Source organism: Halocatena pleomorpha, from assembly GCF_003862495.1.
In the GTDB taxonomy this organism is placed as follows: Archaea; Halobacteriota; Halobacteria; order Halobacteriales; family Haloarculaceae; genus Halocatena; species Halocatena pleomorpha.
The window spans coordinates 1-25,616 of record NZ_RRCH01000022.1 but is presented as its reverse complement, the minus strand read 5'-3'; the positions used below and the strand labels follow the sequence as shown (position 1 = coordinate 25,616).

Genomic DNA, 25,616 nt, shown 5'->3' with positions numbered 1-25,616 from the left:
TTCATTATGACAACACTAACACCAGAACAAGTCAGGAAGATAGACAATACAGGAGAGCGACTCGGAAAAAGATTCGCTGAAAACGACGTCAGCACGAGCCAATTACGAAAAGTGTTTGGAGAGATCAAACGAGCAGAAAACGAGTTCAAGTTTGAGGATGATACAGAACAGGCTAAGCAAACACTGTTTCTCATCAAACCACACCTAGCGTATGCAGCTGCACGGAAGGAAGAAATGCAAGACGTAAAGGATGAAATATCTAGATTCATGGATTTGGTTGTTGGAGATTGTAGTGACGAAGATATGGAGATATTCTTTCGAATCATGGAAGCAACAGTCGCGTATCACTCGTATTATACTGAGGTCGGGGTGGAGAACTGATGGAACTGCTCGGTCACGTGGTATTCAATGGCGTTCTTGAGTGCCAGACTGGACTGCATATCGGTGATGAAGGATCCTTGGAGATCGGTGGGGTTGACGGACCGATCGTTAAAAGTCCCACCACGGGACATCCCTACATACCTGGATCGTCGATCAAAGGAAAACTGCGTTCGCTGTTGGAGTGGGATGCAGGGATGATTGAGGATGACGGCGAACCACACGTCTGTGAGGGAGAAGATGCCGTTACATGCCCTATTTGTCGAATATTTGGTACTACTGCAGAGACGGAGGCACTAACCGGTCCGAGTCGTCTCTCGGTTCGAGACGCGTTTCCCACGGAGGAAACGATCGAACGATGGCGGCAGTTGGATACAGCACTTCCGTACACGGAAGTTAAGACGGAGAACACAATCAATCGAGTGACTACAGAGGCGAAGCCTCGAAGCAACGAGCGGGTTCCAAGGGGGTCCGAGTTCAGCTACGAGCTCGTCTATGGCGTCTACGATCTCGATGATGGTGGCCGCCATGATTCAGACAATCTCAACGCGATCGAGCGGGCATTGTTCCTGTTAGAAGGCTCATCACTCGGGGGGAACGGCTCGCGTGGCTACGGGAAGGTCACATTTCACCACGATGAGTACGTGGTCCGGACCACCGACGGGTACCGCACAGGGAACCAGGAAGGTAGATCGGTCGACACGCTCGACGAAGTGAGAGAGATCCTCGAGATCAAGTGAACAATGGAATCGGTATTGCTCTCACCAGACGGACCATTCAGCGAGATACCGCGCTCTGATACGCTGTTCGGGGCGATCTGCTGGGGGATCCGCGATGTACGGGGGACTGAGTGTCTCGAAGACGTTCTGGCGCAGTTCCAAGCGGATCGTCCGCCGTTTCGTATCTCGTCCGCGTTTCCGCTGCTCGATAGGGATGACCGTGAGTATCTGCTGGCGACACCGCGACTCCCCATGCTGTCCGCCGGAGTTGGGGAGATGACCGATGAGCGTCTCGAAGCGCTGGACGTGTGGCAACAGATCGAATACGTTCCTGCATCGGTCTTTTCGATGATCGCTGCTGGAACGGTCTCAGATAGTGAGCTGCTGGCCGGTTTTGATGAGAATGGAACTATCACAGTCGGAGGGCGTCAGTACGTCCACGATCGGCGCTTTCTGCTGCCAGCTGAATCGGACCGAAAACCAATCTGGAGAACAGAACGGACGCGTAACGCTGTCAACCGGTTGACAATGGCAACGGACAGTTCCCTTTATCACCGAGACGCCGTGTTCTTCTCGGATGTTGCTGGGCTGCATGTCTGTGTCGAGGGTGATATCGATCTCGTCCTCGATGGTCTCTCCGTGGCCCAAGATCGTGGGATTGGTGGCGATCGGTCGGTGGGACACGGTCAGTTCCGTCTCGACGGGGTCAGATCGTTTGATCTTCCACAGCCGGACGGTGACTTCTTTTGTACATTGTCACTCTGTATACCCCACCCAGAGGAGTTGGAACCGTTTTTGACGAACGGTTATTATGAGATCGAGCCACGGAAAGGCGTCATCGAGAATTCACTTGCATCCCCCGACACAATTTGGAAAAAGCGCGTGCTTGCTCTTTCTGAGGGATCCATCTTACCTCGACAAACGGCCGTCGACCGGAGATTCGAGAAAACGGACGGGGAACACCGCGAGGAACCGTATGGCTACAACCCCATCGTTGCCGATCATTTCGAGCATGGAGTCCAACAGTACGGGTACTCGCTCCCCGTTGGAATCACTCCACAAACAGCGTCTCCTTCCGCCGGTGAGACGAAATGAAGGTGGATCTGAAGATACGGTCCCCGACACACATCGGATCCGGTACAACCCTAAACAAGCACGAATATCTGTTCGATGAGGATCAAGCATCTGTTCCGGACCTAGATGCGTACTTCAGGGAGCATCCAGACGAGATTCAGGCGTTCGTCGCCGCAATGGAGCGGGGCGCTCCAGTAGGCGAGTTTTTCGATCATACGGGTCAATATTCGCGGTATACACTCTCCTCGTGGGTTTCCTCTGGTTCAATCGGAAACAGTCAGGTCTCAGTCGCAATCAAAGATGGAACTGGTTCACCGTACATTCCCGGCACGAGTCTCAAGGGATGGATTAGAACAGCGCTCGCCTACCGGCTGCTCACCAATGGAAGTCACCTCAACCGGACCGATGGGAATTCAGTTGAGGAGCACTTTCGAGTGGGTGACGAAGGCCCACGACACGATCTATTGCGGTGTGTGACCGTTCGAGACACGGAGCCTGTCTCAACCGACCGACTGGCCCTCTGTGAGACCAAAACGTACTCGTTACAGCGATCTGGAACGTTACGAAAGAAACACTGGTCGAACTACGCGGAGTGTCTCGTTGATGGTACGGAACTCACGACCGAAATCCTCGTGGATGCCCCGCTGCTGAACCGGTTGGTCGATAGGGAATCGGCAACAGCCACGGCCCGAGCAGTGTTCGGGGATGACCTCTCGGAGGAGGGAATGTTAGCGACAATCTCGGCTGCTCTCGAACAGTTTCAGGCGGTGGTCAGACGCGAAGACCAGCGGTTGATCGACACGGAGGGTATCGTAGAGTTTTATTCGACGCTTCCCACCACTGGCCCGTTCTTCCGAATCGGCTTCGGGACCGGCCACCACTCGAAAACCGTCTCACTGGCGCTTTCGGAAACGAAGCGGATCAACGCGAACATTGAGGCCGGATTAAAACACGCTGACTGTGGAGGATCGCTGCGAAAGGATAGGCGATCTACCAGTCGTCTGTTCTGCTCACGTTGCTCTGAAGGTGATATCGTACCGAATTTTGAGAATGTCGTTCGATTCCCGAAAACGCGGGAATTCGTTCTCCGTAATGGTTCACCCTACGCTCCCCTCGGCTGGATCGAGGCCTCGCTTCGTGGACCTTTATAAAGTCCGTGTACAGGGGGGTCCACGAAGAGGACGGTCGATGAGACCGATGGAGAAAGCTTTATTGGATCGCTCCACGGATTTTCACCCCCTCTTTCAACTGTGCCAGCGGTGACGAAGGCATTGAAACGGATATGTAGTCCGTTAGGAGCCATCAACTCGTGGCTTTCAACTGTGCCAGCGGTGACGAAGGCATTGAAACCCTTCTTCGCGGAAGTACCACCCGATGAGCGGGATCTTTCAACTGTGCCAGCGGCGACGAAGGCATTGAAACATGAGAACGGGATCCTCGCGTTGGCGAACGAACTCCGTATTCTACTGAGTCAAACCTAACAGCATCACACCACCCCGACAGCCGTTAGTTCCATCAACACGCGGTCACGACCATCACCCGACCGGAGACCTGACCGCTCACGTATCCATCGCCACCGAAAGCCGACACACCCACACAGAGCACACGAACCAATACAACGACACGATCGACACGATGGCCTAGAGTTTTATATCATAACGGGGCAACGATGAGATCGGAGGCCGAACACGAGATAAGCCCCACACGGATTGTGTGGGTGCCGGGTGCTGGAACCACCCGACAATGGTCTCCATAGCAACCAGAAGACCATGTTCGATTCTGATCCAAACGACCTTGAAGGTACCGACGTGCTCAAGAATGACATCGAAGAGACGATCCTGCGCTACTGCTGGGCCAAAACCGACGAATGTCCGGCGTGTGGCTGTGAGACCTCGCTTCGCATCGGCGTCGAGACGGCAGGCGAGGAGATCGTGAGTGCTCCGGACTGCCAGCTGTGCGATGCCGTAGTCACAGCAGTCACCGACGGCGTCGAGTTCGATCTCGTCTGACCGGATCCGGACAGTATTGCTGGTCCTTCGTGGACCTTTATAAAGTCCGTGTACAGGGGGGGTCCACGAAGAGAGGTGGCGCTGAGACCGATGGAGAAAGCTTTATTGGATCGCTCCACGGATTTTCACCCCCTCTTTCAACTGTGCCAGCGGCAACTCAGGCATTGAAACCTTCCAAGATGCTATTGGTGGGGCATTCAATTTCCTTTCAACTGTGCCAGCGGCAACTCAGGCATTGAAACCGAGACTCCTGCCTCATGTCACGAATCTTGTGAAGGGCTTTCAACTGTGCCAGCGGCAACTCAGGCATTGAAACTTTGTCGGTGTCTCGGTGAACCGCGAGGCAATACTCTCTTTCAACTGTGCCAGCAGCGACGAAGGCATTGAAACATTGGCCGGACGCCGTCATTATCTGGCGGATCGCGCCTTTCAACTGTGCCAGCGGCGACGAAGGCATTGAAACGATTCGTGATTATCTGCTTGGGTCGGATGAAGCGTTCTTTCAACTGTGCCAGCGGCAACTCAGGCATTGAAACTCGTTCGTTTCTCCGTTCATAGGGTTTGAGCAGTGCTTTCAACTGCGCCAACACCCACCAAGGCATCCAAACGATCTACCAACAGGGATCGACACTCAACCAATACCACCGATCAAGTAGCAAAACAAACAAAAACACCCAACCACTAGTAACAAAACACTAACAAACAACGCGTGAAAGACGGAGTTCCCACGATAGGACACCACAGTCGATGGTGCAATCGGGACGAAAACACCGGTACGAACACGTTTTTGCGGAAGAGATTGCTGTTTCTGTATGATTTAAGATATTAGACCACATCGTTGCAGATCACATCAGCAATGTGTTTGGATAACCGATCAGATCATGTCACCCAAAGTACTGCTGATGTGACCGAGACACCAATGATGGACAGTGAGTCCAGTTTACAACACAACAGCAACGAATCGACAATCGAGGGGGAGAGATGACGACCGCCGAGGTCTTGCAAGGACCAGATGAACGGCTATTTATCCACGTTCACACTGGAGACGTAACGTTATTGACAGAGATCAAAGAGGAGGAGTACGATCTCCTCAAACAGACAGTTCGGAGTCCTCACCCGCTCCGAAAGCGGCACCTCTACGAACAATGATACACGAATGCGCGGAGTGTGGCAGCAGCCTCATAAAGGAAACACACGCAGATGGCATCTGGATGTGCGCCGACTGTGGCACCGTGATGCATGAATAACGATTGAAGCGCGGCGAGGAGGAAAGTAGCAGCGAGGCGTCTCAGTTTTCAGTGTCGGCGTCCGGTGTCGGTGCTCCCGAGAGCTGTCCGTGTTCGTCGAAGCGTTTTGCGCGGAGATATCTGGCGCGGTATCTGTTCGCACCGTTGTCGGCGTCGGCTTCCCGGATCTCCTCGGTGTGGCCGTCCGCAACGGTGTCGATGAGCGTTTCGAGCTGTTCTTTCTCGCTCGGGGTGAGTTCGAACGTGTATTCGTGCGTCTGTTCCCGTTCGAGCAGCGTCAGCTTTCGAGCGACAGCAATGACGAGCGAACACGGCTCCCGACACGGGAACACGCCATCACCACGGGGTGTGTCAAGCGGTTCGTCAGCGGATTCGTCCCACTGGCGGCGCTTGAGACACTGTGAATCCACACAACACGCTTCGGTAAGCCATTCGAGCTGTTCACCGTCGAGTTCCTCGATGAGATCGTAGATCCCTGTCTGTCGCTGTGCCGTCTCTCGCCAGTGCGACACGTCGAGGTTCTCGTGTCGTTCGAGATACCAGTTGTGAACCGTCGCCGGATAGAGGAAATCGATCGTTCGGAGCAACGCACGGCCATTCAGGTCAGTGAACGCCCAGCCTGTCTGGAGCGTGGGTGCGGTTTTGAGCGGCCGATAACGTCCATCGTCGTCGTGTTTTGCGACCTCACGCGCGTCAAGCGGGTCGTGGTACACCGCGAGCTCCGCGTGATCCGCCCCTATATCGTCCTCGTGACGGATCGAATACCGGCGCTGGTCTCCATCCCCATCCTCGTTCTTACCCGCATCGAGCGTCGTCGTGATGGAAAGCTCTCCCCACAGGCGGGTGAGTCCGTCCTCTGATAAGCTGTCGTACCGCTCTGGGACAGCCAGCTCGTCGGCGTGTTCGAGCCATCGAAGAAACTCCTGTTCGCTGTCCGTGCGATCGATCCGCGTCCAGTAATGCCAGTTGGTGACGTACGCGTCGTTGGCCGCTGCGATGTCGGCAAGGTCGGCAGCACTCAATCCGGTATGACGCTCGTCAGGAGTGGCAAACGTGTAGGTTTCGTCATCGACAGTGACCGAGAGACCGTCGAAGGAGACGCCGGACTCGGCCGCGTCCCGGAGTGCCGCGACGTGGGACTGAGGGATCGTCACAGCGCCCACCTCCTCGGGGTGTCAGGGCACGTTCGACACACCCATCGTGATCGTCGTCGCAGATATCGTTCCATACGTTTACTCCGTCCGAAGCGGGGTAAATAGCCACGGTCCGGACCGGTCACGGCTTTCCGACGACGACATCCCGGTCACGGGTCGATCGCCGTACCCGCTCGATCGCGTCGCTGATCTCCGCTCCGGCGTCGCTCGCTCGTTCGAGAATCGCGTCGGCCAACAGCGGTTCTGTCCCGACGGCACCGGAGTACCAAATGCGGGTGTCCTCGACCGTCCCTGGAACGGGGTACTCACCGGGCCCATCAGTCGGGAGACCCATATCCGCCGGGATGTCCTCCTGTGTGTGAAAGCCGTCAGCGACGAACAGGGGGACGACCACGACATCGTCGCTGTCGAAGTGTTCAGCGATATCGTCGACTTCTGGGGACTCGTCCATGAACAACGCCTTGACTTCATCGAAATCGTGTTGTTCGCGGATGCGATCGGCGTGGTAGTGGATCGCTTTCGCGCTATTCTCGTTACGTTCTGTGCCGTGTCCAACCACAGCCAGCCCAAAGCCCGGTCCGACGGCCGGATCGTCCGTCACACTCCGGGCACGCTGAATGATGACATCAGCCATCGAATCGTGCGTACCGACGGGACCACAGTAGTGCACCGTTGAACCGATGTCCGCCGCCTCGTAGGTGGCGTAGTCGGCACTGGTGCCGTCTGACTCCCACGTCGAGACATCCCAGCCATCAAGGCGGAGTTCACGCGGGATCACCTGTTCAGTGAAATACCCTTCGCTGATGAACAACGGGACCACGAAGACCTCATCTGCCTCAACAATGCGGAGCACCTCCCGAATCGACGGCTCTTCCTTCCAGAACGCCTCCCGAACCACGTCGAACGCACCGGATTCCCGGATGGTGTCAGCGTGATCGAACGTCGGCGCGCTCGAATCCGGGTTCAGATGCGAGCCGTGGGCGACGATGACCAACGCCTGCTTGGTGTCGGTGCCGGATTGGGCGTGGGCGCGAGACATACACCCGGCTATGAGTGGAGTAAGGTTATCGCCTTCGTTCTGGGCGGTACGGAGAATACGAATCAGTCCCACGGCTCCGACGACTTGAAAGGCCACCCTGTGGTACCGGCATGTAATGACGATACGTGTGTCGAACACACTGACGGGCGAGCAAGAGGCGTTCGAGCCGGAAGACGACAGCGTGCTCCTGTACGTCTGTGGGCTTACCACGTCCGACCCTGCCCATCTCGGACACGCGCGATTATGGGTCCACGCCGATGTGATAGATCGGTGGCTGTCCCACCGGGGGTACGACGTGCGCCACGTTGAGAACGTCACCGACGTGAACGAGAAGATCGTCGCCCGCGTCGGTGCTGACGATCTCGGTGAGACAGAGCAAGCGGTCGCCCAAACCTACACCGAGCGCACGATCGAAGACATGCGGGCGCTCAATCTCAAGCGGGCAGAGGTGTATCCACGGGTGAGCGAGCATATTCCCGAGATCATCGAACTGATCGAAACGCTGATCGAGCGGGGGTACGCCTACGAATCCAACGGGTCGGTGTACTTCGACACGACACGGTTTGAGTCGTACGGAGCGCTCTCGAACCAGTCGATCGAGGAGCTACAAGCACAAGGGCCTGAAGACGAACGAGCGGAAAAGCGCCATCCCACGGACTTCGCGCTCTGGAAGGCAGGGGGTGTCACGCCCGAGGAGGTTGAATCACACCGCCACGAGGACGCGCATGACGCCGAAACGGCGGCACAAACCAGTTGCACGTGGGAGTCACCGTGGGGGGAAGGTCGACCGGGGTGGCACATCGAGTGCTCAGCGATGTCGATGGCCCATCTCGATGAGACCATCGATATTCACATGGGCGGACAGGACCTCGTGTTCCCACACCACGAAAACGAGATCGCCCAGAGCGAGGCGGCGACCGGCGAGCAGTTTGCGCGCTACTGGCTCCACGTTCGGCTGTTAGACACCGGTGAGGAGAAGATGAGTTCGAGCCTCGGAAACTTCTCGACTGTTCAGGAAGCGATCGAATCGGTCGGCACGAACAGCGTTCGTACGTTCCTCCTGTCGACGGCGTACAACAGCCGACAGACGTTTTCTGACGCAACGTTGCACGAAGCAACCGAGCGGTGGGATCGGCTCGAACGATCCTACAACCGTGCAGTCGGCGCGCTCGACAGCGCCGATGCCATAGCAACTGTCACCGACGAGCGACTCCGGACTGCCGTTGCTGACGCGATCGCGGAGTTCGAAGCGGCGATGGACGACGATTTCAACACTCGGGAAGCACTGACTGCGCTGCTCGACATCGCCACTGCCGTCAACCGTCACACCGAAGACAGCGAGTACGACTACACGGGTCTCAAAGCTGCAGTCGACGCGTTCGAGCGCCTCGGAGGCGACGTGCTCGGACTCGCGTTCGACACCGACACCGGCGGAACCGTCACCGTCGCTACCGAAGCGATCGAGTTGGTTCTCGAACTCCGAGAGGAAGAACGCGCCAACGGTAACTACGAACGCGCTGATGCACTCCGCGATTCGCTCACGGAGTTCGGTGTTGAAGTCGAGGACACCGACGACGGCCCGGAGTATCGGCTCCCGGATGCGTGATGCGTTGTGAATGGGATCGTTCGGCCACAAGTTATTAGCCAGCTCAACGACATCAGTATAACACTCACCACCAGATGAGCCCCGACTAACGTCTCGATCGTCCCGGTCGTGGCTCCGTGCGACTCACGCAACAGCGAGCTGTCAGGGATGATCGAAACCTGATTCATATTATGATACGAGATTCGATACCGAGGTCAAAAACCACGATCACGATTCTCCTCGTTTGCCTACTCGCAACGAGCGGCTGTCTCAATGTTCTTACCGGTGAAGAGCCGTATTCAGTCGAATCAGAGCCGATCAACGTGAGCGATGAGGCATTGAGTTCGACCGGATACGAGATGACTCACAACGAGTCACCCACGTTCAACAGTTCGGTGAGCATCGCTGATCAGGAACGGTCGGTCGAAGCCACGAGTCACATGCGTGGATACGAGCGAAACACCGATCTCGTTGCGACAGAAGTCGCGATCACCCGGTTCGTAGCACTGTCGACACCGAAAGCGGAGATCGGTGGTCAGTCCATGAACCCGATCGGAGAGTGGTCCAACAGACAACTCATTGAGGAGCTGATCGGGACCTACGACGGCGTCGACACGCCCGAATTCGACAGTAATCGCACTGCGTCGGTACTCGGCAAGAAGCGCACGGTTTCGACCTACACGGCGACCGTGCAAGTCGTCGAAGATGTCTCGGTGCCGGTAACCATCCACGTTGCGTCGTTCGCTCACGGAGACGATTACATCACCGTGATCGCTGTTCACCCGGACGATCTCGAAGAACGGCAGCGGATCGATCGGCTTTTCACGGGACTCGAACACCCGGCGTGACTACTGGCCGAGTATCAGCGGTCCCAGCAGTACACCCATCAGGTGCGCGCGTTGAACGTCGAGTCGCACCGGAAGGAGACCGACGACGGTACTCGCGGCGAACACTCCGATTCCGATGAGACCAGCGAACAGATACGAGACGAGACACAACAGTCCGAGCACACCGATCGAGAGCGTGGTGTAATCGATCGCCCCAACGAGTCGGAGGTACGGGTCGCCCAACGAGAGCACGGCGCAAAATCCGACAACGGCCGCGATCACGACGGCGGCGAGCAAGAGCGGCAGATCGATCGGGACGTTCGCCCGTTTGAGTGCGACCAATACGCCGGTTCTCGGCGCGCCCAGCGAAACGAGGGCAAATAAGGCGAAAATCGTATTGGCAGTGTTAACACCGCTCGTGGCAACGACGAACCCCCGCGCGCCGTACCGACCAGGAACAGTTACCAACGCGAGCGTTGCCGCGATAGCGCTTGAGACGCCGGGGATGTATCCCACGATCGCGCCACACAACGACCCAACGCCGCCGAGTCCACAAACCGATCGTGCCGAGAGAGTGACGGTCCCACCGCGTTGCTCGGGGATCCCGTTTCCCTCCATGGCGTCGATCAGCACTGGCGCACCAAACAGGCCGGTGAACAGGGGAGTGAGGACGCTTCCGACAGCCAACGCCGGATTCGTCGGCAGATCAAGCGCGACAATCCCCAAACCGGCGCTCGCAGCGAACGCAAGCACACCACCGCCGATCCCTCGGCGCGTTGGTTCGGTTCCAAGCAGCGCCAGCACGATCGCTCCGAGAACGAGCGGCTGATGGGTGCTGATAACCGGCTCTGCACCCACCATCACGACCGTGAGCGGGACCGCCAACGGAACCGAAAGCACAACAGCGAGTCCGCTTCCTAGCGCCGATAGGCACAGAGCCTCTCTTCCTCGACCCTCCAGTACGAGCCGGTGCCCCGGAAGCGCACTCACGGCCATTGCCGGATCCGGTACTCCGAGTGCAAGCATCGGTGCAATGTCGAGAAACGAGTGAACGACGCCCGCTGCCAACATCGCCGCCCCGACGAGTGGAGGAGAGCCAGGTATCGACGGCGCGAGCGCTGCCAACAGAAACGCCATGTTGTTCGCGTGTAATCCCGGTACAAGACCACTTACTGTTCCGAACAGACACCCCGCTGCCACGAACGCGAGCACCGCAACCGTTCGCTCCGGAGCGACCACTACGGTCTCTACCACCATTAGGATCGCTCGGTGCGGTTTCGGACCTAAACGTTCGGTATTACACGAGTGTGATGAAAAGATCGCTGCGTCGTCGAGCTGATTCAGCCGAACAGTTGCCCGAGACCCTCACCGCTGGCCTCGTCGTCCTCTTCTTCTTCCTCTTCTTCGGCTGCTTCAGCTTCCTCTTCTTCTTCCTCTTCTTCGGCTGCCTCGGCTTCCGCCTCGGCTCCACCGGTTGCACCGGCACCGCCTGCCGGGACGGCGGCCGCCTGCTCGACAGCCTCCTCGATGTCGACATCCTCAAGCGCGGCGATGAGCGCCTTGACACGGGACTCTTCGACATCCACGTTCGCGGCTTCGAGTACGTCAGTGACGTTGTCTTCGGTGATCTCTTCGTCCGATTCGTTCAAGATGAGTGCTGCGTAAATGTACTCCATTGTGTGTTGGTTGATGAGTTGGTTGGTCGTGGTTCGATTTACTATCCAAACATCGCGCCGAGACCTTCGGCACCGCCGTCGTCATCGTCGTCGGTGTCGTCGGCATCGCTCTCGTCCTCGGCGTCAGCGTCGGTCTCCTCTTGGGATTCCTCGTCGGATTCAGCCGCCTCCGGCTCGGTAGCCGTCGGCGCATCGACACCGCGTAGCTCCTCTGGGAGCGCCTCCTCGTCGTCGATGGCTGCGGCAAGCGCACGCATCTGTGCGTCGGCCTTCGAGACGAGATCGTCCGCGATGTCCGGGCTTTCGATCGCAGCGAACAGGCCGAGGCTGCGCGCCTCGTTGCTCGCTTTCGAGACCAGCGCGTCTGCGGTTCTGGCCGTCGGATAGACGGCATTGACCGAAAGGTTGCGCCCGGCAGCGACGGCCGACTGCACGTCGGCGCGGTACTCCTCAATATCGATCGCCAATTCGTCGGGCTCGAAGAAGACGCCCTCAGAATAGACGCCCTGCAGGTCGAGACCGACCTCTTTGGGCTCGATGCCGAGTTCGTTCAGTACGTTTGCGAGCTGGGCGCTCACTTCGTCGCCGGCATCGAGAACCGTCGAATCTTCGAGTACCTGAATGGAACCGCTGTCGATGCGCGCGTTGGCACCCACTTGCTGTAACTCGCCCACGAACGGACCCGGGTCGATGCCCGTATCCCCTTCGGGGATCACGATGTCATTGGGCGCGACTTCGCCCGGATTGATCGGTGCGGGCGTTTTCGACGCTTCAAGTTCTTTGTACAGTCCAAACGGGTTATCGTTGGTACCGATGAGACCGACTTGTCCGCTCACGAGTTCGGTCAGCTCATCGAAACCATCCCCACTCTCATCGAGCGCGCGACTGATCAGCGTGTTCCGACTAACGCGGAGTTCGGCACTGCCGTGGAGATCACGGCGCATCTGTTGGAGCTGCTTGCTCGGAATGCCCGCGATGTTCACGATGCCGACGCTCTCATACCGCTCGATGAGCGCCGCGAGCGCGTCGACTTCTTCGCGTTTCCACTCCGGGATGACGTCCGTCTGGTGTTCGGGTTCAGCGGACATCTCAGGCCACCTCCATCGAAGGTCCCATCGTTGTTTTCACGTAGATCGAGTCGATGTTGAGGGGTCCTTTCTCCAAGTCAGCCTCCAACCGACGGATGATCACGTCAATGTTGTCAGCGATGTCCTCGGGATCCATCTCTGCCGATCCGACGAGGGTGTGGAACGTCCGCCGCTCGCCGCTGCGAAGCTGAACAGTATTTTTCATTCTGTTCACAACTTCAACGACATCGTCGTCGGGTTGAAGCGGCGTCGGCATCTTCCCTCGTGGACCGAGCACGGTCCCGAGATACCGACCGATATCCTGCATCATGCTCGCCTCTGCGACGAAGAAATCCGTCTCGCTGGCGAGGTCCTTCGCGGCGTCAGTGTCGTCACCGAGATCCGACAACGCGTCGTTGTCGAGTACTTCATCGGCAACGTCTTCGGCACGAAGGGCTGTCTCGCCCTCAGCGAACACGACGATACGAGTCTCCTGTCCCGTTCCGCGCGGAAGAACGATGCCTTCATCGACGCGGTTGTTCGGGTTATTGAGATCCAGATCGCGCAGATTAATAGCGAGGTCTACCGACTCACGGAAATTCCGCGGTGGCGCTTCCTCGATCGCGCGAGAAACTGCGTCCTCTAATTCCTGATTTGCCATTGTTCACCTCCGTAGTCCGCCAGTGGCTGCTACGGCGTGAAACAGGCGCGTAACCTGCCTCACCTCAATCCACTACGATCACGAACTTAAGCACGTCGAAGTGGATGTCCACGACGCAGACCACCAAAGCGGAGTGATAGAAGAATCCGACTACGCGCTGGCCGTCTCGAAGTGATCGTCGTACTCACCGTCATCGAGTCGCTGTTTGAACGTTCGAGCGTTCTCTCCATCGACGGTAACACCGAGTGAAACGCAGGTCCCTGCGATCTCCTTGGCTGCGCCTTTCGTGTCGTATGCCAGCAGATCCGACTGCTTTTGCTCTGCGATCTGTGTGAGTTGCTCGACAGAGATGTCGGCGACGAACTCCGCTTGTGGCCGGCCGCTCCCGGTCTCGAAGTCGAGTTCGTCTTTGATCAGCGCCGCCGTGGGCGGGACACCGACATCGATCTCGAAGCTCCCGTCGTCCTCATATGAGATAGTAACGGGGACTTCCGTTCCGTCGAACGCCTCGGTCTGGTCGTTGATGTCGTTGACGACTGCTTGTACGTCGACCGGCGTCGGGCCAAGCTCCGGGCCAAGCGGTTGACCAGGCGTTGCCTGCCCACCGGCGACGAGTACTTCGATCGTTCCAGCCATACCCTGAATCACCGCCTTGGTCGGTTTAAACTTTGCCAAGGAGGATTCTCCAGCCCATCGATGCGTCGACAGACAACGGTACAACGAGTTGTGAACCGAGCGAAGCACGCGAACCGAACACGAAGACAGCGTCTGCTCGACGGATTGTTCACGCAACCGCGACGCCCTGCCGAGTAAGCCAGTTGCTCGCCTCCCGGATCTCTACCGGGCTACCGATGATCCGGGTTTTCGTCTCTTCCTCAACGAACGAAAGCACGAACCGTCGATTGAGTTCCGAACGGAGTCCCGCGAGCGTCTCCGTCGGAAGAATAATCTGTGTACTGTCACGAAAGCTATCTATATCGATCATCGTTCCGGTCTATCCTCGTTGGTTGAACGGCTATCCGTACAGCGTTCGGTCGGTCGTCGGTTGTGGGAGGTGCAATCACTATCAGGACGTTTCTGGATCCATTAAGGTGAATCTTTCGAATGCTACGGGTACTAATCTTGTGGGTAATCCTACTGTGTATATTCCGGCCGGCATGAGATCATGTAATATCGGTGGTATAGGTTCACACGATAAAAGCACTTCGAGACAGAGTACGATAGTTCGCCGTGTCGTCATTAGCTCGTGACAGGAATCAGGAATCCCACGCCCCACTCGACAGATCGATCGCGTCGTTCCACTTTGCCACAAGCGCCGTGACGGCGAGATCGCCGGTAATGTTGTTCATCGTCCGGAGTCGGTCAAGCAGCGGATCGATTCCAGCGATCATTGCGACCGCCGACAGCGGGAGACCGACTTGGGAGAACACCACAGACATCATGACAAGGCTCGCACCAGGGACGCCGGCCGTTCCGACGCTCGCCAACAGGGCCGTGAGCAGGATGCTCAGCTGTTGCGCGATCGTCAAATGCACATCGACAATATTGGCGGTGAAGATGGCCGCGATACCGAGGTACATCGCCGTTCCGTCCATGTTGATCGTTGCTCCGAGCGGGAGCGAGAAGCTGTAGATGCCTTCATTGATCTGCAGATTGTCGTCAGCGTTAGACATCGTTACCGGAAGTGTGCCCGTTGATGAACGGATGCTGAGCGCGGTGACCATCGCGTCCTTACAACCACGGAGGAAGGCGAGCGGCGACTGACCAAGCAACAGGGTCACGATAAACAGCAGGTACACCACTCCGATCTGTATCCCGACTGCCGCTGTGAGCGTCACCACGAGCATGAGCAGGTCCACGATCGCCCCCGCTCCAGTCTGTCCGAACAGCGCTGCCATCAGCGCGAATACGCCGATGACGCCGTACTCCATGACACCCCACACGACTTTGAACATGACTTCAGCTCCCGCTTCGATGACGTTGAACAGCGTCTCGATCCCGTTGTAGACATCGGATCCTTCCTCAACTTCCTCACGGACGGTCGTCATCCCGATGCCGAACACCAACGAGAAGGTGATCACGCCGAGGATATTCCCTTCAGCCATCGCGCCGATGGGGTTCTCAGGAACGACACCCAACAACACATCTAGCAATGGAGGTGCATCCTCGGGAGACACGGACCCATCGGTGAGCTGCAATCCGACGCCTGGATCCAAGAGATTGCTGACGAGGAGTCCCACGCCGATGGCGATCGCTGTCGTCAACAGATACACGACGACGACTTGGCTCCCGATCTTTCCGAGGTTCGACGGCGAAAGCTGGCGAGAGGCCATCACGATCGTGAACACGACGATCGGAACGATGATCATCTTCAACAGTCGAACGAACAGGTCACCGAGCGGTTGTAATACTGTGGCTCGCTGGCCAACGAGAAGCCCGACGATCGAACCCAACACGAACGCGACTGCGATCCGGTAAACGAGCTGCACTGATCGATACCGCTGCCACGCCTGTGAGATAGTAGTTGCCATACACACCATAATTACAGTATCCGAAATATATAGCTTGCCAAACTATATATTAGTGTAATTATTTGTCGATCGTAACGTGTGAACGTGAATAGTGGGACCAATCATCACAGGGGGTCAGGAGCTACTCGTTGTTCGGATCGACACCAGGGCCAACGAACAGTTTTTTCGCCGTTCATCTCGGAGCGGTAGCTGATGGGTCTTGAGGAGGAGATCGAGGAGCTTGAAGCAGAAATAGCCAACACTCCGTACAACAAATCTACCGAGGCCCACATCGGCCGTCTGAAATCGAAACTCGCCCAAAAAAAGGAGACGCTCGAAAACCGGTCGTCAGCCGGTGGTGGCGACGGATACGCCGTCGAGAAAACCGGCGACGCAACGGTTGCACTCGTCGGGTTTCCGAGCGTGGGGAAATCAACGCTGCTCAACGCGCTCACGAACGCGGACAGCGAGACTGGCTCGTACGAATTCACCACGCTCAACGTGAACCCCGGAATGCTCGAATACAAGGGGGCTAACATCCAACTGCTCGATGTTCCCGGGCTAATAGAAGGGGCAGCCGGCGGTCGGGGTGGTGGCAAAGAGGTGTTGTCAGTCGTTCGGACCGCTGATCTGGTGTTGTACGTGCTGTCGGTGTTCGAGATCGAACAGTACGCTCGTCTGAGCGAGGAGCTATACGCGAACAAGATCCGTCTCGATCAGCAGCCACCGAGCATGAGTATCACGAAAAAGCACAAAGGCGGTATCAACGTGACTACGAGCGGTGATGTCGGACTCGACGAGTCGACAATTGCGGAGATGCTCCGTGAACACGGCTACGTTAACGCTGATGTGACGCTACGCGAGGAGATTTCCGTGGACCAACTCATCGACGGGTTGCTGGACAACCGGATCTACCTCCCATCGCTCGTCGCGGTCAACAAAGCTGACCTCATCGATCGTGGCTACCTCGATACTGTGAACGAGGAACTACGCGAGCACGGACTCGATCCCGAGGAGACCATTTTCATCAGTGCACAAGAAGAGAAAGGACTTGAGAGCTTGAAGGAGTCTATTTACGAGACGATCGGACTGATCCGCGTGTACATGGACAAGCCCGGACGCGGTATCGATTATGAGGAGCCACTCGTCCTCCGATCGGGCGACACCATCGAGGACGCGTGTAATAAACTCGGTGGCGACTTCCGCGAACGGTTCCGGTTCGCGCGCGTGTCCGGCCCGAGCGCAAAACACGACGAGCAACAGGTCGGACTGGACCACGAACTCGAAGACGAGGACGTGTTGCGGCTCATCGTCCGGCGATGAACCCACGCCGGCGGCTGGCCGTGGTGGTGGCGCTGGGTGTGATTCCGTGGACAGTGATCACTTCGCCCACTACCATCACGCTCCTGTTCCCGTTCGGATTGGTCGGAGTGGAGTCTGGACAGCTGGTTTTGATCCACGAGTATCTGCGGTTCACGGGCGGGCAGGTCGCGCCGTTTCTCCGTGCGTGGCCGATCGGCGCGGTGCTGTACGCAGGATCACTGTGCAGTGCCATCGGTGGTGCGTTGGGAGTCAAGGACGCCCGGTTGACCGGTGGATTGTTGGTCGCAACGGCCGTGAGCCACCTTCCGGTACTCGCGGGCTTTTCCCGACGAATGGGGTATCTGGCGCTGCCCGTTGGAATCGTGCTCATGGGTGCTGTAGCGTGGTGGGCGTACTGGCCGCTCGTGCGGGCAGCAGAAGATCGATGAGTCCGACCGAAACGTGTACCAGTAGATTCACCTGCTATTCGTCATGGACTACTTAGCTGATAACGCTTTTACTCCTCCCACGAGTTCTCCCAACCATGACCGGCGTACTCGATCATGTGATGCTGCGCGTCGAAGATCTGGACAGTTCCCTCGACTGGTACACTACCCACTTCGGGTACGAAGAAACGAGCCGGTGGGAGGCCGATACGTTCACCAACGTGTATCTCGCACCGCCCGACCGCCACGAAGAGGATGCGAAACTGGAACTCACGTACAACCACGACGACCGAACGTATGAGATGGGCGACGCGTGGGGGCACATTGCGGTGCGCGTTGATGACGTGTACGACGCCTACGAGCAGTTGCTGGACGAAGGCGTCGAGGACTACCGGGATCCCGACTCCTGTGGCGGGCGGTACGCGTTCGTGAAAGATCCTGACGGCCACGAGATCGAGATCGTCCAGCGCGACCATGGCGCTCGCTGGGGATTAGACCACACGATGGTGCGCGTTGAGGACGCTGACGCCGCAATCGGGTGGTATGCACGAAAGCTCGATTACGATCTGGTTCGTCGCTCGGAGAACGAGGATTTCGCACTGTATTTCATGAAGCCCGACGCCGCCGAACAAGCGATGTCGGTCGAACTCACGTACAACTACGACGGAGACAGCTACGAGTTGGGCGACGCGTGGGGGCATCTCGCCGTCCGTACTGACGATCTCCAAGACGAGTGGGAGACACTCATGGAGCGTCACGCCGAGGACTACCGAGATCCCGAAAGCTGTGACAACCGGTACGCGTTCACGAAAACGAACGACGACCATGAAATCGAAATTTTGGAGCCTTAATCGATCCCTGCGATCCGGTTGAGAGCGTAGACGATCCGCAACATGGAGGCGCTGTCGTTGCGCTCGAAGACGAGTTCATCAGTGTTGAAGACGTGTTCGGAGACGACCCGAGAGGCATGATCCGGCGCGGCGGCGATCCCACAGTCGTTGGCGTCGACCCACTCCATGACGCGGAGGTCACTTTTCGAATCTCCCATCACGAGCGCGAACGGATCATCGAGACCGAGCACGTCGAACGCCGTTTGAACACCGGTCGGCTTGTCCAACTCTAGGCTCCCCATTTCGGCGGCGTCACCCTTGTAGTAGGCGATATCGATCCGTTCGAAGAGCGATTCGGCCGTTTCGGGAAGGTCCGCAAGATCGACCTCCGGAACACCGCCATGGCGTTCAAGCACGCCACGGATCTCGGGATCACGGGCAGCGTAGTACGCACGCGTTGTCGCCGCATCGACGCCATCAACCGCGGCAGCGAGCAGATCAAGGAGGTGACACAGCGCGTCGTCGATCACCGACACCGCGCGGTCACTCCCTGTCTGAAAGTTCGGCTTGAGCGTGATGTTGAACTCGTTGCCCTGGAGGTGACACCCGCGCTTGATCGGTTCAGGGGCGTCCGAAACCACGCGTGACCGCACCCTGTCGAACACGGTTCTTATCTCTTCGTCTAACCCTTCGTACAGCAACGTTTTCGTGTCTTCACCATGACCAGGGGAGAACACACCGTTACCGGCTTCATAAACAACGCTCAGCCGTCCTGAATGAACGAGCTCGTTACCCAATCCCTGAGTGATGAACCCCTTGACGTTCTCTAAGGTTTGGCCGGTACAGATGACGATCGGAAGTCCGTCCTCGTGGAGTTGGGTGAGTAGAGACAGTGTTTCACGGGGAATCTCGTTGTCAGTGCGGCCAGCCGACCGGAGCGTTTCATCGACATCTAACACGAGAACGTTCACCGCCCGGCCGTACTTGGTGTTGAGATCCAACGCCGTAAACGCCTCATCCCGCGAGGCGTGAGCAGCGATGTCAGCGAACGTCTCTCCAGCCGGGAACATTCGACGAATCGCATTGCGGTTTTGGTCGAGTTCGTCGTTGGTCTCCTGCCAGAGTTCCAACGCGACACGCGACCCGAGTGCCGGGAAAAGGTCCACGAGCGTCTGATACTCTCGAAGCGTTGCAGTATCGAACTCGTCATACAGCTTGTATAGGCTGTTATAGCGATTCATGATGGATTTCTTGGCTGGCGCACGTAAAGCATGTGGGCCGTGGTGACGGTGTGGACGGTGTCACCGCGTAATCGGTTTGGTGTCGATATGAATCTCGTGGGCTTCGATGTCTTCGAGCGCAGCGACACGCCCACCCACCGTTACCGAACCGTCGTCGGTGTCGAGGGTGAGCGTAGCGACCTCGCCGGTCGGTTCGACAGCAACGTCGGCAATAGTGCCGTACACGGTCCGACTGTCGCCGGTTTCTACGTCTCGGCCCTCGACGTGAGCGTAGAACTCCCGGTCTAAATCGCGGAGGTCCTTCAGGCAGCGGCGAATAGACGCGTACCGCCGCGGAAACGGCCGTTCATGACCATCCTCGGTGAGGGGCGTGGCTGTCGTCCACAACACCGTGTTGTAAAAGCCAGTGACGAGAAAGCCCAGCGCTGATCGATTGAAGATGACGCCGTAATGTTCGGTGTCGCTCGTGAGCGCGCTCTGGGTTGCGTACACCGACCGTGTTCCGTCCGCGACAGCCATGACTGGCGTCGTTATCCCTCGTCGTGCCCGCGCACTCGTTGAAACCTGCGTGTAATCGTACTCCTCAGGCGACGGTGCTGACGCCGCAGGCGTTACGAGCAACTCTACAGTGACGCCTGTCTCACACACCTCAGACAACAGCTCTTCGTACCGGGACAGCAGTTCCGGCGTGAGCGAAAGCACGAGTTCGTACTCCGCGCTTTCGATCACCGTCTCTAAATACCGGAGAATGCTCGGACGTGACTTCACTAGTGATACCGCTTCGGTCTCGCGCGACGGCGTGGTGTAACGGTCAGCCAACCCCTCAACCATCTCCTCAAGCGACGCCTGAATCGTCGGAAATACCTCGCCGGGATCGAGCGCCACGACCCGCATCGGACGGGACTCGCGCAACTCGACCATTCCCCTGTCACTCAGTTTCCGCACTGTATCGTACACCCGCGGCTGGGGAATCGACGTGTGTTCTGCGATCTCACTCGCCGTCAGTTCACCGTGATCGAGTACCGCCAGATACGCCTCGATCTCGTATTCCCCGAAATCGAACCGGTCACCGACGCGCTCCATACGGTGACGGAGGTCGTCCGAATCCATTACCGGCTGTTTTCGACCAACGAATAAAATATTTACTGAATAATGAAGTAATCTATCACAATTCGGAAGTCAATTGTGAAGATCGGCCGAGCCTATCACATCGTTCGTGGGTAGAAACATTACTCTACTGGTGGATACCGAATCCGAACGTGTTCGGTGGCCAGCTGAAACGAAAATATTTACTGTTGTATGAATGGTATCTCAGGGAACGGACTGAAACACGATGGAGACCCAAACAGACGTGCTTACTCTCGGGGAGACGATGGTGCTGTTAAACCCACACGAATCCGGTCCACTGCGCCACATCATGGATTTCAGAAAGCGGATCGGTGGGGCAGAAAGCAACATGGCGATCGGACTCGCTCGCTTGGGGCATCAGACGGCGTGGGTGAGCCGGCTCGGGGCGGATCCTCACGGGCAGTACGTCCGTGATACGATCCGGGGCGCAGGCGTCGACACCCAGTACGTCGCGTTTGACGCGGACGCCCCAACCGGAATCATGTTCAAAGAACGCCGTGAGCTGGGCGAAAGCGGCGTTTTCTACTACCGGGACGGCTCCGCGGCGAGCCGGATGACACCGGACGATTTACCGGACGAAGCCCTCGCCAATGCGAAATACCTCCATCTGACAGGGATCACACCAGCGTTGAGTGATTCCTGTCGGAAGCTCGTCCAGGACGCCATCCACCGAGCTAATCAGCACGATCTGACGGTCTCGTTCGATCCGAACCTCCGGTTCAAACTGTGGGATCCAGCAGAGATGCGCGAGACGCTTCTCCCACTCGTTGAGAAGTGTGATATTGTTCTTCCGGGCATCGAAGAAGGAGAAGTGTTGCTCGATACCGACGACCCGGAGACCATCGCTGAAGAGTTCCGGGCATTGGGTGCGACGGAAGTGGTCGTTAAACTCGGTGCTGATGGGGCGTTCGTCGCGTCGGATTCCGTCGCACAGCGGGTTGAATCCTACAAAGTCGACCGCGTTATCGATCCTATCGGTGCCGGCGATGGGTTCGCCGCGGGCTATCTTTCCGGACGGCTCGATGAGTTGTCCCCGACTCGTGCGACCGATCGCGCCGCTGCGGTCGGAGCGCTTGCGACCACCGTTACCGGGGATATCGAAGGGCTGCCGACCCGCTCCGAGCTGGCGCAGTTCACGAACGACCAAACGGACCGACTACGGTGATCTCTACCGCCCGAGCGACAGTCACAACAGCGTTATTTTTCCGAACCCGTAAGTCCGCGCATGGAGTGCGATAAATGCGGAGAGCCGGCGGTCCTACACGCCGAGTACTCCGGGCTGCATCTCTGTGAGGATCATTTCATTCGCTCGGTCGAAAAGCGCGTCAAACGGCGGATCCGAGAGGACGCGCTCGTCAGTTCGGATGCGTCTCCCGACGCTCCCGAAACGTGGGTGATCGGTCTCTCCGGCGGGAAAGACAGCGTCGTTCTCACACAACTGCTCTATGAAACGTTCGCTCACGATCCACGGATTGAACTCCTCGCGCTCACGATCCACGAAGGCATCGAGGGATACCGAGACGCGTCGGTCGACGCGTGTCTTGAGTTGACCGAGAACATGGACATCCGACACGAAGTCGTCGCCTACGAGGAAGAGTTCGATCTCAGAATGGACGAGGTAGCTGACACTGATCCGGAAAACATGGCTCCGTGTGCGTACTGTGGGGTGTTCCGTCGGGACATCCTCACTCGGTATGCGAAAGAATACGACGCGGACAAACTCCTCACAGGGCACAATCTTGATGACGAGGCCCAAACAGCGCTCATGAACATCCTTGAAGGTGATGTCACGCAGATAGCGAAACATTTCGACGCCAGTCTCGGACCGTTCGAGGAAACGAGTGGCGACGACCGGCAGACGCGCACTGAAAGCGAGACGTTCGTTCCGCGCGCGAAACCGCTTCGAGACATTCCTGAAAAGGAGATCGCACTGTTCGCACACCTCACGGATCTCCCTGTTCACATGGCTGAGTGTCCTCACGCGAGCGAGGCGTATCGCGGGGAGATACAGCAACTCCTCCTCAAACTCGAAGAGAATCATCCGGGCACGCGCCACTCCATCATGGCAGGCTACGAAGATCTCGCCGGGATTGCTGCGGAACAGTCTCGGCAGGATTCGCTCCCCGACATCACTGAGTGCGAGCGGTGTGGCGCGGCGACAACGAACCGACTCTGCCGAAAATGCCAGCTTGTCGAATCGATTCACGCTGCCTGAGGCGGTGGAATCGACGCGTCTTATACCATGATACCGTCTCGGATATAGTATATATCTAGAGTATGTTGAAAATTAATGTTGGAAACGGCGGTCTCACTCGTTATTATTTCATCGTTTATCGAATAACGTCGAGACCGTTGTTAGTTTCGACAGAATCTTGTCCACCATCGGACTGTGCACTCCCGTAGTTAGTCTCCGAATCGGTGTCCACCCGGTCAAGTGCTGCACGGCGAGAAGCGTCTGCCTGCTTTTGGGTCGTCGGACCGAGAATCTGTGCGCTCTGTACACCCGTCATGATCGCCATCACGCGAACTTTGCCCTTGTACTCCTGTTGGATTCGTGCACCCCAAATGACGTTTGCATCGGCCTCAAGTCGTTCCGTGATCCGCTGGGCGATCCCTTCGGCCTCTTTGAGTGTGAGATCAGGACCGCCAGTGATATGGACCAATCCGCCCGTCGCTCCTCGGTAATCGACATCGAGAAGAGGATGGCTCATCGCGTCTCGAACGACTTCCTCAGTTTTGTTTTTGTCTTGGGTCTCCCCAACGAGCATGACCGCGACCCCACCTTGCCCCATGATGGCGGTCATGTCCGCGTAATCGAGGTTGATGAGCGACGGTTGGGTGATCGTTTCGGAGATCCCCTTAACCGTCTCAGCGATGATCTGATCCATTACGGAAAACGCTTTGCCGATTGGAAGGTTTGGGACGTAATCGAGCAATCGATTGTTGTCTAAAACAATGATCGAATCCGCTTCGTTGCGGAGTTGTTCAAGTCCCTCTTCAGCTTTCACAGTACGCGCCCGTTCGACGTTGAACGGGGTCGAAACCATACCGACAACGATCGCCCCAAGCTCCTTTGCGATCTTCGAGATGACAGGTGCGGCACCCGTGCCCGTTCCGCCACCCATGCCAGCCGTAACGAACACGAGATCAGCACCCGAGAGCACGTCCTTGATTGTTCCCCGGGCCATCTCGGTTGCTCGCTCCCCCATCGAAGGATCACCACCGGCACCGAGACCCTGTGTAAGCGTTTTCCCGACGAGCACTTTCGTGTCGGCCTCGATCATCTGGAGATGTTGTTTGTCCGTGTTGACCGCGACCGTGTCAGCGCCATCGACGCCGATATTGTAAAGACGATTGACAGTGTTATTGCCGGCACCACCAGCACCGACGACCACGATACGAGGATCGCCGAATTCGTCAATGTTGTCCGCGTTAGCTGCCTTGCGTTGTTCGTCTTCGGCGTGTTCAAGCGCGTCGTTGACGAGATCTTGCATCGTCAGACACGCGCCCACTGACGCTTGCTCTCCCGTCGCTGACGCTCTGTGTTCTCTTCGTTGATCATGTCTCGAACAGCCGATCGAATCGCTTCGCTCCGATTGGGAAACTCACCCGTCTCAACCAGTTGTTCGACCGCTTCGATCTGTTGTTTTGGAATCCGTAGTGTCACACGCTCCATGGTTTTCCCCTTTGTCCGGTAAGACGAGAATGGGCGGCGGTCCGCCTTGCGTCTTACACAGCAAAACCGCATGAATGCGGCCGCATCATCGCGCATTCGCAACCGTGTAAGACGGTCGTCTTACGCAGGTGTGTTCATACCCGCCGGTGTAATAAATCTTTGCCCCGTGTATGACACTAGTGGATACAATCACCATGAATGGACCGTTCGGGGCGTGTCAGGGGAATTCATGGCGTATACAGTCGCCAGTGATCGTCAGACAGTGGCTACGATCGTTCAAGGTCGGTCTCAGTCGGTGTACGACGGCCACAAGCGGGACAGAACGACCATTTTGTGTCGATATCGGCACCGCACTCACACACGTGGTTCTGCGTGGATTTTTCGCCGCAATTCGGACAGTACACGTGTGTTTCGGGGTGTGTTTCGCCACAGTTGGAACACTGGGTTCGTTCCGTCGCAGAGTCCGTCGTCGTTGAGGTGGGCGTCTTACACTGCTCGGGATCAGCAGAGGATTCGTCGGTAACAGCCGTCTGTGGCTCCCCTTCGACGGAGATGTTCACGTTGATATCCTTGGGTTTGGACCGCGTAAACGCTTCATCTCCTCGTTCACCGATGAGTTCGTCGACGCGATCTCGGATTACGTGGTCCACCCAGCGTTCATCTTCAAATTCCGATGGGAGATCCGACGGTTCGGAGCCGCTCATATGCGTGTTGAGATAGGTGCGAAGCGCTTCGCGCATGATCGCGCTTTTGGAGGCTTCGAATTCCTCCAGTTGCGCGATCAATTCGTCGTCAGCGCGAAACGTGATCTTGCTCATCGGGTAGGGGTTGATTGCCAACCCATATCAACGTTCGTGCAGCGTCAGACAACCACCGAAGACGCGAGATATGAGGAAACTGCTGTTCTGAACAGAAAGCGTTAAATGATGAATGCCCATACGAAAGAGTGACCGCTCTTAGCTCAGTCTGGCAGAGCAGTCGACTGTAGATCGACTTGCCCCCCGTTCAAATCGGGGAGAGCGGATTTTCTACAGCGTCGTGAACAGA

The 25,616-nt window shown here is 57.3% G+C and carries 27 protein-coding genes, 1 tRNA gene and 1 CRISPR repeat array; of the genes, 14 read left to right on the top strand and 14 right to left on the bottom strand.

Going from position 1 to position 25,616, the window contains the following annotated elements; genetic code table 11:
* Positions 1 to 6: 6 nt before the first annotated feature.
* From csm2 to EIK79_RS18070, 6 genes are all read left to right on the top strand, one after another.
* Entirely contained in the window at positions 7 to 381 is a 375-nt protein-coding gene (gene csm2, locus EIK79_RS09995) for a type III-A CRISPR-associated protein Csm2 (protein ID WP_124954981.1), read from the top strand.
* A complete protein-coding gene (gene csm3 / locus EIK79_RS09990; protein ID WP_124954980.1) occupies positions 381 to 1,118 on the top strand; it encodes a type III-A CRISPR-associated RAMP protein Csm3 in 738 nt (245 codons plus the stop codon). Before csm2 ends, csm3 begins: the two co-directional genes overlap by 1 nt.
* 3 nt (positions 1,119 to 1,121) lie before the next feature.
* Positions 1,122 to 2,192 carry a type III-A CRISPR-associated RAMP protein Csm4 gene (csm4, locus tag EIK79_RS09985; protein WP_124954979.1) on the top strand — a complete coding sequence of 357 codons (1,071 nt, stop codon included), beginning with the start codon at positions 1,122 to 1,124 and terminating at the stop codon, positions 2,190 to 2,192.
* Positions 2,189 to 3,322, top strand: coding sequence for a type III-A CRISPR-associated RAMP protein Csm5 (gene csm5, locus EIK79_RS09980; protein WP_124954978.1), 1,134 nt, complete (start codon positions 2,189 to 2,191; stop codon positions 3,320 to 3,322). The genes csm4 and csm5 overlap by 4 nt, the downstream gene beginning before the upstream one ends.
* 618 nt (positions 3,323 to 3,940) lie before the next feature.
* The gene (locus EIK79_RS09975; RefSeq protein WP_124954977.1) at positions 3,941 to 4,180 is read left to right on the top strand and encodes a hypothetical protein; all 240 of its coding nucleotides are present in this window, start codon (positions 3,941 to 3,943) and stop codon (positions 4,178 to 4,180) included.
* Positions 4,181 to 4,313: 133 nt separating this feature from the next.
* A CRISPR array of direct repeats spans positions 4,314 to 4,716; the repeat unit is 37 nt; unit sequence CTTTCAACTGTGCCAGCGGCAACTCAGGCATTGAAAC.
* Positions 4,717 to 5,161: 445 nt separating this feature from the next.
* Positions 5,162 to 5,329: a hypothetical protein gene (locus EIK79_RS18070; RefSeq protein WP_185715583.1), complete on the top strand. Its 168-nt coding sequence runs from the start codon at positions 5,162 to 5,164 to the stop codon at positions 5,327 to 5,329.
* Positions 5,330 to 5,468: 139 nt separating this feature from the next.
* On the opposite strand, the gene EIK79_RS09970 is transcribed toward EIK79_RS18070, so the two are convergent.
* Together EIK79_RS09970 and EIK79_RS09965 are read right to left on the bottom strand one after the other, a co-directional pair.
* Positions 5,469 to 6,575, bottom strand: a complete 1,107-nt coding sequence (locus EIK79_RS09970; protein WP_124955120.1) for a DR2241 family protein — start codon at positions 6,573 to 6,575, stop codon at positions 5,469 to 5,471.
* Between the two features lie 127 nt (positions 6,576 to 6,702).
* On the bottom strand, positions 6,703 to 7,620 hold the full coding sequence (locus EIK79_RS09965; protein ID WP_124954976.1) for a CbiX/SirB N-terminal domain-containing protein: 918 nt from the start codon (positions 7,618 to 7,620) through the stop codon (positions 6,703 to 6,705).
* A gap of 115 nt (positions 7,621 to 7,735) precedes the next feature.
* On the opposite strand from EIK79_RS09965, the gene cysS reads away from it, so the two are divergent.
* On the top strand, positions 7,736 to 9,226 hold the full coding sequence (gene cysS, locus EIK79_RS09960; RefSeq protein WP_124954975.1) for a cysteine--tRNA ligase: 1,491 nt from the start codon (positions 7,736 to 7,738) through the stop codon (positions 9,224 to 9,226).
* Positions 9,227 to 9,396: 170 nt separating this feature from the next.
* Complete coding sequence (locus tag EIK79_RS09955; RefSeq protein ID WP_124954974.1) at positions 9,397 to 10,053, top strand: DUF6517 family protein; 657 nt, start codon at positions 9,397 to 9,399, stop codon at positions 10,051 to 10,053.
* Here the strand turns inward: EIK79_RS09955 and EIK79_RS09950 are convergent, their stop codons facing one another.
* The 7 genes from EIK79_RS09950 to EIK79_RS09920 all read right to left on the bottom strand — a co-directional run bounded on the left by EIK79_RS09950 (position 10,054) and on the right by EIK79_RS09920 (position 15,967).
* Positions 10,054 to 11,289, bottom strand: coding sequence for a tripartite tricarboxylate transporter permease (locus EIK79_RS09950; RefSeq protein ID WP_124954973.1), 1,236 nt, complete (start codon positions 11,287 to 11,289; stop codon positions 10,054 to 10,056).
* Positions 11,290 to 11,372: 83 nt separating this feature from the next.
* Positions 11,373 to 11,708 carry a 50S ribosomal protein P1 gene (rpl12p, locus tag EIK79_RS09945; protein ID WP_124954972.1) on the bottom strand — a complete coding sequence of 112 codons (336 nt, stop codon included), beginning with the start codon at positions 11,706 to 11,708 and terminating at the stop codon, positions 11,373 to 11,375.
* A gap of 41 nt (positions 11,709 to 11,749) precedes the next feature.
* The gene (locus EIK79_RS09940; protein ID WP_124954971.1) at positions 11,750 to 12,796 is read right to left on the bottom strand and encodes a 50S ribosomal protein L10; all 1,047 of its coding nucleotides are present in this window, start codon (positions 12,794 to 12,796) and stop codon (positions 11,750 to 11,752) included.
* A 1-nt stretch (position 12,797) separates the two neighbouring features.
* Positions 12,798 to 13,436, bottom strand: coding sequence for a 50S ribosomal protein L1 (locus EIK79_RS09935; protein WP_124954970.1), 639 nt, complete (start codon positions 13,434 to 13,436; stop codon positions 12,798 to 12,800).
* Positions 13,437 to 13,586: 150 nt separating this feature from the next.
* Positions 13,587 to 14,072 carry a 50S ribosomal protein L11 gene (locus EIK79_RS09930; protein ID WP_124954969.1) on the bottom strand — a complete coding sequence of 162 codons (486 nt, stop codon included), beginning with the start codon at positions 14,070 to 14,072 and terminating at the stop codon, positions 13,587 to 13,589.
* 148 nt (positions 14,073 to 14,220) lie between these two features.
* Positions 14,221 to 14,421, bottom strand: coding sequence for a VNG_1110C family protein (locus EIK79_RS09925; RefSeq protein WP_124954968.1), 201 nt, complete (start codon positions 14,419 to 14,421; stop codon positions 14,221 to 14,223).
* Positions 14,422 to 14,692: 271 nt separating this feature from the next.
* Positions 14,693 to 15,967 carry a dicarboxylate/amino acid:cation symporter gene (locus EIK79_RS09920; RefSeq protein WP_124954967.1) on the bottom strand — a complete coding sequence of 425 codons (1,275 nt, stop codon included), beginning with the start codon at positions 15,965 to 15,967 and terminating at the stop codon, positions 14,693 to 14,695.
* A 192-nt stretch (positions 15,968 to 16,159) separates the two neighbouring features.
* Between EIK79_RS09920 and EIK79_RS09915 the strand changes: the two genes are divergently transcribed.
* The 3 genes from EIK79_RS09915 (at position 16,160) to EIK79_RS09905 (ending at position 18,545) form a co-directional block, all read left to right on the top strand.
* The gene (locus EIK79_RS09915; RefSeq protein WP_124954966.1) at positions 16,160 to 17,269 is read left to right on the top strand and encodes an OBG GTPase family GTP-binding protein; all 1,110 of its coding nucleotides are present in this window, start codon (positions 16,160 to 16,162) and stop codon (positions 17,267 to 17,269) included.
* The gene (locus tag EIK79_RS09910; protein WP_124954965.1) at positions 17,266 to 17,697 is read left to right on the top strand and encodes a TIGR04206 family protein; all 432 of its coding nucleotides are present in this window, start codon (positions 17,266 to 17,268) and stop codon (positions 17,695 to 17,697) included. Before EIK79_RS09915 ends, EIK79_RS09910 begins: the two co-directional genes overlap by 4 nt.
* A gap of 95 nt (positions 17,698 to 17,792) precedes the next feature.
* On the top strand, positions 17,793 to 18,545 hold the full coding sequence (locus tag EIK79_RS09905) for a VOC family protein (protein ID WP_124954964.1): 753 nt from the start codon (positions 17,793 to 17,795) through the stop codon (positions 18,543 to 18,545).
* Here the strand turns inward: EIK79_RS09905 and EIK79_RS09900 are convergent.
* Entirely contained in the window at positions 18,542 to 19,765 is a 1,224-nt protein-coding gene (locus tag EIK79_RS09900) for an HAD family hydrolase (RefSeq protein ID WP_124954963.1), read from the bottom strand. The two genes, EIK79_RS09905 and EIK79_RS09900, sit on opposite strands and share 4 nt — an antisense overlap.
* A gap of 60 nt (positions 19,766 to 19,825) precedes the next feature.
* Entirely contained in the window at positions 19,826 to 20,875 is a 1,050-nt protein-coding gene (trmB, locus tag EIK79_RS09895; protein WP_124954962.1) for an HTH-type sugar sensing transcriptional regulator TrmB, read from the bottom strand.
* A 223-nt stretch (positions 20,876 to 21,098) separates the two neighbouring features.
* Here trmB and EIK79_RS09890 point away from each other — a divergent pair, with 223 nt between their 5' ends.
* Together EIK79_RS09890 and ncsA are read left to right on the top strand one after the other, a co-directional pair.
* The gene (locus tag EIK79_RS09890; protein ID WP_124954961.1) at positions 21,099 to 22,058 is read left to right on the top strand and encodes a sugar kinase; all 960 of its coding nucleotides are present in this window, start codon (positions 21,099 to 21,101) and stop codon (positions 22,056 to 22,058) included.
* Positions 22,059 to 22,118: 60 nt separating this feature from the next.
* Positions 22,119 to 23,108: a tRNA 2-thiolation protein NcsA gene (ncsA, locus tag EIK79_RS09885; RefSeq protein WP_124954960.1), complete on the top strand. Its 990-nt coding sequence runs from the start codon at positions 22,119 to 22,121 to the stop codon at positions 23,106 to 23,108.
* Positions 23,109 to 23,223: 115 nt separating this feature from the next.
* On the opposite strand, the gene ftsZ is transcribed toward ncsA, so the two are convergent.
* The 3 genes from ftsZ to EIK79_RS09870 all read right to left on the bottom strand — a co-directional run bounded on the left by ftsZ (position 23,224) and on the right by EIK79_RS09870 (position 25,387).
* Complete coding sequence (gene ftsZ / locus EIK79_RS09880; protein ID WP_124954959.1) at positions 23,224 to 24,387, bottom strand: cell division protein FtsZ; 1,164 nt, start codon at positions 24,385 to 24,387, stop codon at positions 23,224 to 23,226.
* 2 nt (positions 24,388 to 24,389) lie between these two features.
* The gene (locus EIK79_RS09875; protein ID WP_124954958.1) at positions 24,390 to 24,569 is read right to left on the bottom strand and encodes a ribbon-helix-helix domain-containing protein; all 180 of its coding nucleotides are present in this window, start codon (positions 24,567 to 24,569) and stop codon (positions 24,390 to 24,392) included.
* Between the two features lie 266 nt (positions 24,570 to 24,835).
* Positions 24,836 to 25,387 (bottom strand): double zinc ribbon domain-containing protein, encoded by a 552-nt coding sequence (locus tag EIK79_RS09870; RefSeq protein WP_124954957.1) that lies wholly within the window; start codon positions 25,385 to 25,387, stop codon positions 24,836 to 24,838.
* Positions 25,388 to 25,519: 132 nt separating this feature from the next.
* On the opposite strand from EIK79_RS09870, the gene EIK79_RS09865 reads away from it, so the two are divergent.
* A tRNA-Tyr gene (locus EIK79_RS09865) sits at positions 25,520 to 25,593 on the top strand.
* Positions 25,594 to 25,616 lie beyond the last annotated feature (23 nt).

What these genes read in the sequence shown, in the direction of transcription:
- EIK79_RS09900 (WP_124954963.1), bottom strand. Translation starts at nt 19,765, where the DNA reads ATGAATCGCTATAACAGCCTATACAAGCTGTATGACGAGTTCGATACT.
- EIK79_RS09905 (WP_124954964.1), top strand. Translation starts at nt 17,793, where the DNA reads ATGACCGGCGTACTCGATCATGTGATGCTGCGCGTCGAAGATCTGGAC.
- csm5 (WP_124954978.1), top strand. Translation starts at nt 2,189, where the DNA reads ATGAAGGTGGATCTGAAGATACGGTCCCCGACACACATCGGATCCGGT.
- EIK79_RS09925 (WP_124954968.1), bottom strand. Translation starts at nt 14,421, where the DNA reads ATGATCGATATAGATAGCTTTCGTGACAGTACACAGATTATTCTTCCG.
- csm4 (WP_124954979.1), top strand. Translation starts at nt 1,122, where the DNA reads ATGGAATCGGTATTGCTCTCACCAGACGGACCATTCAGCGAGATACCG.
- ncsA (WP_124954960.1), top strand. Translation starts at nt 22,119, where the DNA reads ATGGAGTGCGATAAATGCGGAGAGCCGGCGGTCCTACACGCCGAGTAC.
- EIK79_RS18070 (WP_185715583.1), top strand. Translation starts at nt 5,162, where the DNA reads ATGACGACCGCCGAGGTCTTGCAAGGACCAGATGAACGGCTATTTATC.
- rpl12p (WP_124954972.1), bottom strand. Translation starts at nt 11,708, where the DNA reads ATGGAGTACATTTACGCAGCACTCATCTTGAACGAATCGGACGAAGAG.
- EIK79_RS09875 (WP_124954958.1), bottom strand. Translation starts at nt 24,569, where the DNA reads ATGGAGCGTGTGACACTACGGATTCCAAAACAACAGATCGAAGCGGTC.
- cysS (WP_124954975.1), top strand. Translation starts at nt 7,736, where the DNA reads ATGACGATACGTGTGTCGAACACACTGACGGGCGAGCAAGAGGCGTTC.
- csm2 (WP_124954981.1), top strand. Translation starts at nt 7, where the DNA reads ATGACAACACTAACACCAGAACAAGTCAGGAAGATAGACAATACAGGA.
- csm3 (WP_124954980.1), top strand. Translation starts at nt 381, where the DNA reads ATGGAACTGCTCGGTCACGTGGTATTCAATGGCGTTCTTGAGTGCCAG.
- EIK79_RS09955 (WP_124954974.1), top strand. Translation starts at nt 9,397, where the DNA reads ATGATACGAGATTCGATACCGAGGTCAAAAACCACGATCACGATTCTC.
- EIK79_RS09965 (WP_124954976.1), bottom strand. Translation starts at nt 7,620, where the DNA reads ATGTCTCGCGCCCACGCCCAATCCGGCACCGACACCAAGCAGGCGTTG.
- EIK79_RS09890 (WP_124954961.1), top strand. Translation starts at nt 21,099, where the DNA reads ATGGAGACCCAAACAGACGTGCTTACTCTCGGGGAGACGATGGTGCTG.
- EIK79_RS09910 (WP_124954965.1), top strand. Translation starts at nt 17,266, where the DNA reads ATGAACCCACGCCGGCGGCTGGCCGTGGTGGTGGCGCTGGGTGTGATT.
- EIK79_RS09935 (WP_124954970.1), bottom strand. Translation starts at nt 13,436, where the DNA reads ATGGCAAATCAGGAATTAGAGGACGCAGTTTCTCGCGCGATCGAGGAA.
- EIK79_RS09975 (WP_124954977.1), top strand. Translation starts at nt 3,941, where the DNA reads ATGTTCGATTCTGATCCAAACGACCTTGAAGGTACCGACGTGCTCAAG.
- EIK79_RS09915 (WP_124954966.1), top strand. Translation starts at nt 16,160, where the DNA reads ATGGGTCTTGAGGAGGAGATCGAGGAGCTTGAAGCAGAAATAGCCAAC.
- ftsZ (WP_124954959.1), bottom strand. Translation starts at nt 24,387, where the DNA reads ATGCAAGATCTCGTCAACGACGCGCTTGAACACGCCGAAGACGAACAA.
- trmB (WP_124954962.1), bottom strand. Translation starts at nt 20,875, where the DNA reads ATGGATTCGGACGACCTCCGTCACCGTATGGAGCGCGTCGGTGACCGG.
- EIK79_RS09870 (WP_124954957.1), bottom strand. Translation starts at nt 25,387, where the DNA reads ATGAGCAAGATCACGTTTCGCGCTGACGACGAATTGATCGCGCAACTG.
- EIK79_RS09940 (WP_124954971.1), bottom strand. Translation starts at nt 12,796, where the DNA reads ATGTCCGCTGAACCCGAACACCAGACGGACGTCATCCCGGAGTGGAAA.
- EIK79_RS09930 (WP_124954969.1), bottom strand. Translation starts at nt 14,072, where the DNA reads ATGGCTGGAACGATCGAAGTACTCGTCGCCGGTGGGCAGGCAACGCCT.
- EIK79_RS09920 (WP_124954967.1), bottom strand. Translation starts at nt 15,967, where the DNA reads ATGGCAACTACTATCTCACAGGCGTGGCAGCGGTATCGATCAGTGCAG.
- EIK79_RS09950 (WP_124954973.1), bottom strand. Translation starts at nt 11,289, where the DNA reads ATGGTGGTAGAGACCGTAGTGGTCGCTCCGGAGCGAACGGTTGCGGTG.